We start from the raw sequence: 6572 nt of genomic DNA on the forward strand, positions 1-6572 counted from the left end.
TTCGAGCGTGCTGGAGTTCATCGCGCCTCACATATCGATCGAGGCGAAGAACATGGCGAACACGCCGTCCATGACGATCACGAGGAAGATCGACTGAACCACGGACTTGGTGGTGTGGTTGCCGAGCGATTCGGCGCTGCCGCCCACGCTCAGCCCTTCCAGGCACGCCACGAGGCCGATCACCGCGGCCATGAACGGCGCCTTGATCATGCCCACCAGGAAATGATCGATGGAGATCGCATCCTTCAGGCGGTCGATGAACACGTCCGGCGCAATGCCGCCATAGGCCCACGCCACCAGCCCGCCGCCGATCAGCGCAGACATGGAGCCGATGAAGGTGAGCAGCGGCAAGGCGATGATCAGGGCCAGGATGCGGGGCACCACCAGGATTTCCACCGGGTCGAAGCCCATCACGCGCAGGGCGTCCACCTCCTCGCGCATGCGCATGGAGCCGAGTTCGGCGGTGTAGGCGCTGCCGGAGCGCCCCGCGATCATGATCGACACGATCAGCACGCCGAGTTCGCGCAGCACCAGCACGCCGACCATGTCGACCACATAGATGTCGGCGCCGAACCGGCGGAAATGGAAGATGCCCTGTTGGGCGAGAATGCAGCCGATCAGGAATGTGATGAGGATGATGATCGGCACCGCGCGGAAGCCCACGCGATCGACCTGATTGACCATGGCGGTGAAGCGAAACGTGCGCGGGCGCCCCATCATGCGCAGCCCGGCGGCGATCGAGGCGCCAATGAAATTCAGCAGCTGCATGGCGTCGATGGAGATCGACACCACTTCGCGGCCGACCCGCTCGAGGATCGAATCATGCGGCCGCACCGGCGGCTGGGCCTCGAGCCCGGTGCGCTTCATCTCTTCGAGAAGCACGCGGTACCGGCGCTTCAGGCCGCGCACCTCGGGTTCCACCCCGTCCACCGCCCAGGCGCGCCGCAGGCGCTCCAGCAGCAGGGCGCCGAAGGTGTCCATGCGCTCGATGCCGGAAAGGTCGATATCCACATTGCCGGCGCGGGGATGCGCGCTGGTGGCCTCGTCCACGAGATGTTCGAGATCGTCCGCCCGATCCGATGTCCAGAGGCCGCGCCCGACCACCATCAAGCGGCCATCGGCGGGCGTGACATCGAGGAGCGAGGCGTTGGCCACTCAGGTCTCCGGAAAACGACCGCGCTTGAGTGTGCGCAGCACCATGGTCATACTCGGCCCGCCGAACCGCGTCGAGGGTGCAAAACCGCCGGCCCTCCGGGCGGCGGTCCAGCCATTCCTTCAACAGGCCCACAGCGTTAACGAAATATGCCATCCCTCACGGTCGAGATCGAGCGCTTTCCCATCGCTGGAACCTTCACCATTTCCCGCGGCTCGAAGACCGAAGCGGTTGTGGTGGTCGCGCAGCTGCGGCATGGTAGCCATGTGGGGCGCGGGGAATGCGTCCCCTATGCGCGCTACGGCGAGACCGTCGAGGGCGTCGCAAATGCCCTGCGTGCCCTGGCGCCGGAGCTTGAGGCGGGGCTGGATCGCGCCACGGTGTATTATTACTTCGGCAGCAAGGAAGAACTGTTCCGGGAATGCCTGCGCGTTGGCGTCGAAGCCAATATCGCGGCGTGCGAGGCCATCTTTGCAGACGATGCTCTTGAATCAGCTGAGAAACTGCGCGCTGTCATCACTCAACTGATGTCCGCCTATGACCAGTATTACCCGCATATGTACGTCTATATCCAGGAAGAGATGAGCCGCGTTACTGGTGAGAAGAGCGAGTGGGCACAGCGGATCGTGGCCAAGACGCGCACGTTCGAACGCATCGTTCTCAGCTTGATCAGCGAATTGATCACCAAGGGTGAAATGCGGTCTGACATTGCCGTTTCGGTGGCCGCCAATGCGGTGTTCGGAATGCTGAATTGGACGCACCGCTGGTATCAACCGGGTGGCGCACATTCTGCACAGGAAATTTCTGATTCGTTTTGCGAAATATTCTTCAGCGGAATGCAGAAACGCTAACGCGACGTCACAGCCGCGTGCGCAAGGCTCGTTTGTCGACCTTGGTTGCTGACATTGGCCATTCGCCGTCGTTCATGAAGAACACTGCGCGGGGCACCTTGTAGCTGGCAATGCGACCCTGGCAGAAGTCGATCAGCTCCTGCTCCGTGGCGGTGTGGCCCGGGCGAAGTTCGACAAACGCAACCGGCACTTCATCCAGCCGTGGATCGGGCCGGCCGACCACTTCGGCCAGCTTCACCGCCGGATGGCTGCAGATATAGGCTTCGACCTCGATCGCGGCGACATTTTCGCCGCCCACTTTCAGCATGTCCTTGGCACGGCCGTGGAAGGTCAATTGGCCGTCCGCGCCGCGCGCATATAAATCGCCGGTGTGCAGCCAGCCTTCGCCGTCCAGCGCTTCTGCGGTCTTTTCGGGCGAGCGATGGTAGCCGTCCATCACGCAATAACCGCGTACCAGAATTTCGCCCACGGCATCAGGCGCCGCTTCCTCGCCGCTATCCAGTGCGATGATCTTTACCTCGATCCCGGGCACGGGTTTGCCCTGGCTGATGGTTCGCTGCTCCGGCGTTTCGTCGGGCGCGCACAGGGCAAAGATCCCGGCGGTTTCGGTCATCCCGCATGCTTGCATGAATTCGGCGTCGGGGAAGGTGCGCTGGGCGCGGTCCACCAGCGCGGGCGGGGCGATCAGCAAGACCTTGCGCAAGGTTGCCAGACGCTTCGCATCGAACGCAGGATGATCGAGCAGCGGCTGCAGGATGGCGGGAAACCACGGCCAGGCCACGGTTACCTGCTCACGCTCCATCAGGTCGAGCGCGCGGCCCGCATCGAAGAACACGTCGGTGACGTAGGTGCCGCCGGTCCCGATCGTGCCAATAAACGGCGCGAACGAGCCGATGTGGAACAGTGGCCCGCCACCCCATGTCACGTCATGGTCAGACGCGCGGAAGCGGCTGCTGGCCCGCTCTACCGGCCCTCGGGTAACGGCTTCGTGGCTTAGCAGGCAGCCCTTGGGATTGGCAGTTGTGCCCGACGTGTAGATGATCAGAGCCGTGTCGCGCAGGCGGGTTGCACGGCGTGCCATATCGACGGCGCTGGCAGGCACGGATTGGGCGGCTTGCGCAAACGCCGTGCGCGAAAGGAATCCGGCCGGCGCGTCGCCTTCCAGCACCACGATGCCGCGCAGTTGCGGCGCTTCGGCCAGCGATAGCGGCTCGCCGTGCGGGCTTGCGCCCAGCGTTGGCAGGGCAGTGGAGAGCACCTCGCGGAAATCGACGAAGCGCGTATCGGCAGCCGTCGTCAGGATCAGCGCAAGGTCCGCGTTCTCGATGATGTAGCCAAGTTCGCGGCTCTTGTGCCGGGCATTGAGCGGGACCGCCACGCAGTTGGCCAGCGCCGCACCGAACAGCGCGGTCACCATTTCGCGGCTGTTATTGGCCAGAATGCCGACGTGGGAACGGGGGCGAAGGCCCATGCCGATGATGCCGCGCGCGATCTCGACCGAGGCATCGCGCAGTTCGGCATAGGTCAGGGCAAAGTTTGGCATGACCAGTGCGTTGCGGTCAGGATACCGCGTGGCGCTGCGCACCAGCAAGTCTGCCAGCGGGCAAACCTCGGACCACTCCGTGAACGTCAAGGCGATACTCCCCCGCACCAATGTTTTGTTGTTTTTAGAAATGATGCGATCTCGCACGTCTGTCAACGCATATGTTGATAGACGTGCGGCGCGTATGCCGGTTCAGGCCATTTCGAACCCTGCGTAGTCCATGTAAGCGACTTGCTCGCAGCGCTTGCGGTACTCCGGGCCGCCGCCAACATGGACCAGCGTCCTACGCACAATTGCGCCGTCCGGCTTCGTGGTGGTTTTGACCCACCATGCATTGGCTTCGGCCAGCAAGGTGCGGGCGAAGTCGCGGTAGACAGATTCTGTCCATTCGTCCTCTGCTGCCTGCGATGCTTCGGCAAAACTCAGGCCCTTGGCGGCCATATAGACCAGCATTTGGGTCACCCACTCTGCCTGAAGCCCGCCGCAAACCCCGACATTGCAGAATGCCGAGCCATTGTGCGGTCCGACAAGCGTGTAGAAATTGGGGAAGCCGCGCGCCTGCAGGCCAAGGAATGTCGTCGGTCCGTCTGCCCACACTTCCTTCAGACGGGCGCCGCCTTTGCCGCGAATGTCGATCCGGTCAAGCGATCCGGTCACCGCATCAAAGCCCGTTGCGAAAATGATCACGTCGAGTTCGTAGAAGGCGTCAGCCGTGCGAATGCCGCTTTCGGTGATTTCGACAATTGGTGCCTCATGAATGTCGATGAGGTGCACGTTGTCCTTGTTGTAGGCCTCGTAATAGTTCGTTTCCATCGGGACGCGCTTGCCGCCGAAAGGGTGATCCTTGGGAATCAGCTTTTCGGCCAGACGGGGATCCTTCACGCGCGAGCGGATTTTGTCTGCGACGAAATCGGCAAGGAATTTGTTGGATTCCTTGTTGACCAGCAGGTCGCGGAACCCGCTGAGCCAGATGCCATAGCCGGGCTGGTTGTACAGGTTCTCGAAGAAGGCTTCGCGTTCCTCCGCAGGCACGTCGATCGCCTTGCGCTGATCGCGGTGATAGGGGAATGCGGTGTCGGTGATCTTCACATATTCCAGAATGTTCGGATAGCGTTTGCGGATGACCTCCATCTCGTCCTTGCTGATCGGCGTGTTGCCCAGAGGCGTGCACCAGTTTGGCGAACGCTGGAATACCTGCAACTGGCCCGCTTTTTCTGCGACGATAGGGATGATCTGGACGCCCGTGGCACCCGTTCCGATAATGCCGACGCGCTTGCCGGAGAAATCGATCTCGCGGGGGAGGCCGTTTTCATCAACCGGCCAGCGCGAGGAATGGAAGGCTTCGCCTTTGAACGTGGTGATCCCCTTGATGTCGGGCATTCGTGTGGCGGAAAGCGGGCCGGTGCACGAAAGGAGGTAGCGACAAGTCAGGGTTTCGCCATTGCCCAGCGTAACTTCCCAGACATTGCCCGCTTCCTGATAGTGGGCGGCGGCAACCTTCGTGTTGAACCGGTATAGTTTGCGTACATCCATCGCATCGGCCGCGCTATTGGCATAGCGCAGCATTTCAGGTTGCGAGGCGAAGCGCTCGTTCCAGTCCCACTCAGGGATGATGCCCTTGAGTGCGAAATAGCCGTAAGCATAGCTTTCGGTATCGAGCCTGCAACCGGGATAGCGGTTCCAGAACCACGTGCCGCCGACATCAGCGCCCGCCTCGATCCCGCACACCGACATGCCGTTCTGTTCGAGCAAGTGCGTCTGGTAGATGCCGGTCACTCCGGCACCAATCACCACAGCATCGAAATCGGGCTTGTGTTCGCCAACAACCATAAAAGACACCTCTGGAGTCCGGCAGCCAGCTCATGCCGCCGCGTCGCATATATACTCACGAGAATATATATATCCTGTCAAGGTTTTAAATGGGTTTAGGAGAATATCTGTCCAGTCTGCGACGCGGGCACAACACCGCGGCGCAAATCCGAAATCTCGAAACGATGCAGGAAAATATAAAGAAATCAGGAGTTTATACGCGCCGACTCAGGTCGAAAAGACCGACTCTTATATAGGTTCGTCGGCGAGGTAAGAGAGCGGATCGGGCACGCCGACCGTCCTGAGGGCCAGCGCGGCAAGCTCCGTCGCCACGGATTCGGCAACCCAGCGCCCTTCGGGCTGAAACCATGTGAACGCCCACGATGCCATGCCGCCCAGTGCCGATGCGGCCAGCGATGCGTCGGCAATATCAAACTTGCCGCTGGCCTTTCCTTCATTAAGCAGACCGCGCAACATGCGGTGAAAGCGCTGTTTTGAGGAATCAATCGCCAGACCTTCGTCGGCGGGAAGGCTTTTCGCTTCACGGAAATAGAGCGCTACCTCGCGGCGGTGCTCAATCTGGAGGCGCACGAAGTACCGGATGATCTGCGCCAAACGTTGCGCGGGATCTCCGCTCAGCGTGGCGCTGAATGCTACTGTCTGGTCCGCAGCCGCGGCCCCTGCATGGCAGATGGCAACCAGCAGTTCAGCTTTGCTGCGAAACCGCGAATAGATGAACTGCTTGGTGACCCCAAGGCCCTCCGCGATGGATTCCAGCGAGGTCGCCTCATAGCCCTTATCGAAGAACTGCCCGATGGCTTCTTCGAGAATCCGCCGACGTTTGATCTCGTCGACCTCGGCCTTGATCGAATTGATCTCAGGCTGGACAGTCGGATTTCTACTGAGCATCTGCCTCGTCGCCTGAGCTTTAGGAATTACAGCCGGTTGGCGGCCAAGTCTATGCCGAAGGCCGCATTTGCCCATCAGTGGCGAGGATAGCGGTTCACGTCAACTGACGGGGATCGGGCTTGCGGTGCCGGGGCCGACGACCGGCGGGTCAAGGTCAACAGAACCGCAGCGTAAAGCGACTGCGACAAACACCGCCGGTAAAATATGCATGTTTCTGCAAAGTAGAGAAGTCCCTATTTCCGCCAGATAGAAATGTCACCTTCTGATGCAGCAGGGGCTGTGCGGAGCCCCTCCAACTCGCGCAGCG

The 6572-nt window shown here is 61.2% G+C and carries 5 protein-coding genes; 1 reads left to right on the forward strand and 4 read right to left on the reverse strand.

The window, feature by feature from the left end:
* Positions 1-27: 27 nt before the first annotated feature.
* Positions 28-1155 carry an MlaE family lipid ABC transporter permease subunit gene (locus B7X90_RS17380; RefSeq protein WP_292626641.1) on the reverse strand — a complete coding sequence of 376 codons (1128 nt, stop codon included), beginning with the start codon at positions 1153-1155 and terminating at the stop codon, positions 28-30.
* 147 nt (positions 1156-1302) lie between these two features.
* Here B7X90_RS17380 and B7X90_RS17385 point away from each other — a divergent pair, with 147 nt between their 5' ends.
* Positions 1303-2004 carry a TetR family transcriptional regulator gene (locus tag B7X90_RS17385; protein WP_292626644.1) on the forward strand — a complete coding sequence of 234 codons (702 nt, stop codon included), beginning with the start codon at positions 1303-1305 and terminating at the stop codon, positions 2002-2004.
* A gap of 7 nt (positions 2005-2011) precedes the next feature.
* Here the strand turns inward: B7X90_RS17385 and B7X90_RS17390 are convergent, their stop codons facing one another.
* The 3 genes from B7X90_RS17390 to B7X90_RS17400 form a co-directional block, all read right to left on the reverse strand.
* Positions 2012-3637, reverse strand: coding sequence for a class I adenylate-forming enzyme family protein (locus B7X90_RS17390; RefSeq protein ID WP_292626646.1), 1626 nt, complete (start codon positions 3635-3637; stop codon positions 2012-2014).
* A 102-nt stretch (positions 3638-3739) separates the two neighbouring features.
* Positions 3740-5377: an NAD(P)/FAD-dependent oxidoreductase gene (locus tag B7X90_RS17395; RefSeq protein ID WP_292626649.1), complete on the reverse strand. Its 1638-nt coding sequence runs from the start codon at positions 5375-5377 to the stop codon at positions 3740-3742.
* A 228-nt stretch (positions 5378-5605) separates the two neighbouring features.
* Positions 5606-6265, reverse strand: a complete 660-nt coding sequence (locus B7X90_RS17400; protein ID WP_292626648.1) for a TetR/AcrR family transcriptional regulator — start codon at positions 6263-6265, stop codon at positions 5606-5608.
* Positions 6266-6572: the final 307 nt, after the last annotated feature.

Source organism: Novosphingobium sp. 17-62-19 (genome assembly GCF_002256775.1).
In the GTDB taxonomy this organism is placed as follows: Bacteria; Pseudomonadota; Alphaproteobacteria; order Sphingomonadales; family Sphingomonadaceae; genus Novosphingobium.

Bases quoted from the DNA above. Each gene is read 5' to 3' on its own strand.
- B7X90_RS17400 (WP_292626648.1), bottom strand. From the start codon at position 6,265: ATGCTCAGTAGAAATCCGACTGTCCAGCCTGAGATCAATTCGATCAAG.
- B7X90_RS17385 (WP_292626644.1), top strand. From the start codon at position 1,303: ATGCCATCCCTCACGGTCGAGATCGAGCGCTTTCCCATCGCTGGAACC.
- B7X90_RS17395 (WP_292626649.1), bottom strand. From the start codon at position 5,377: ATGGTTGTTGGCGAACACAAGCCCGATTTCGATGCTGTGGTGATTGGT.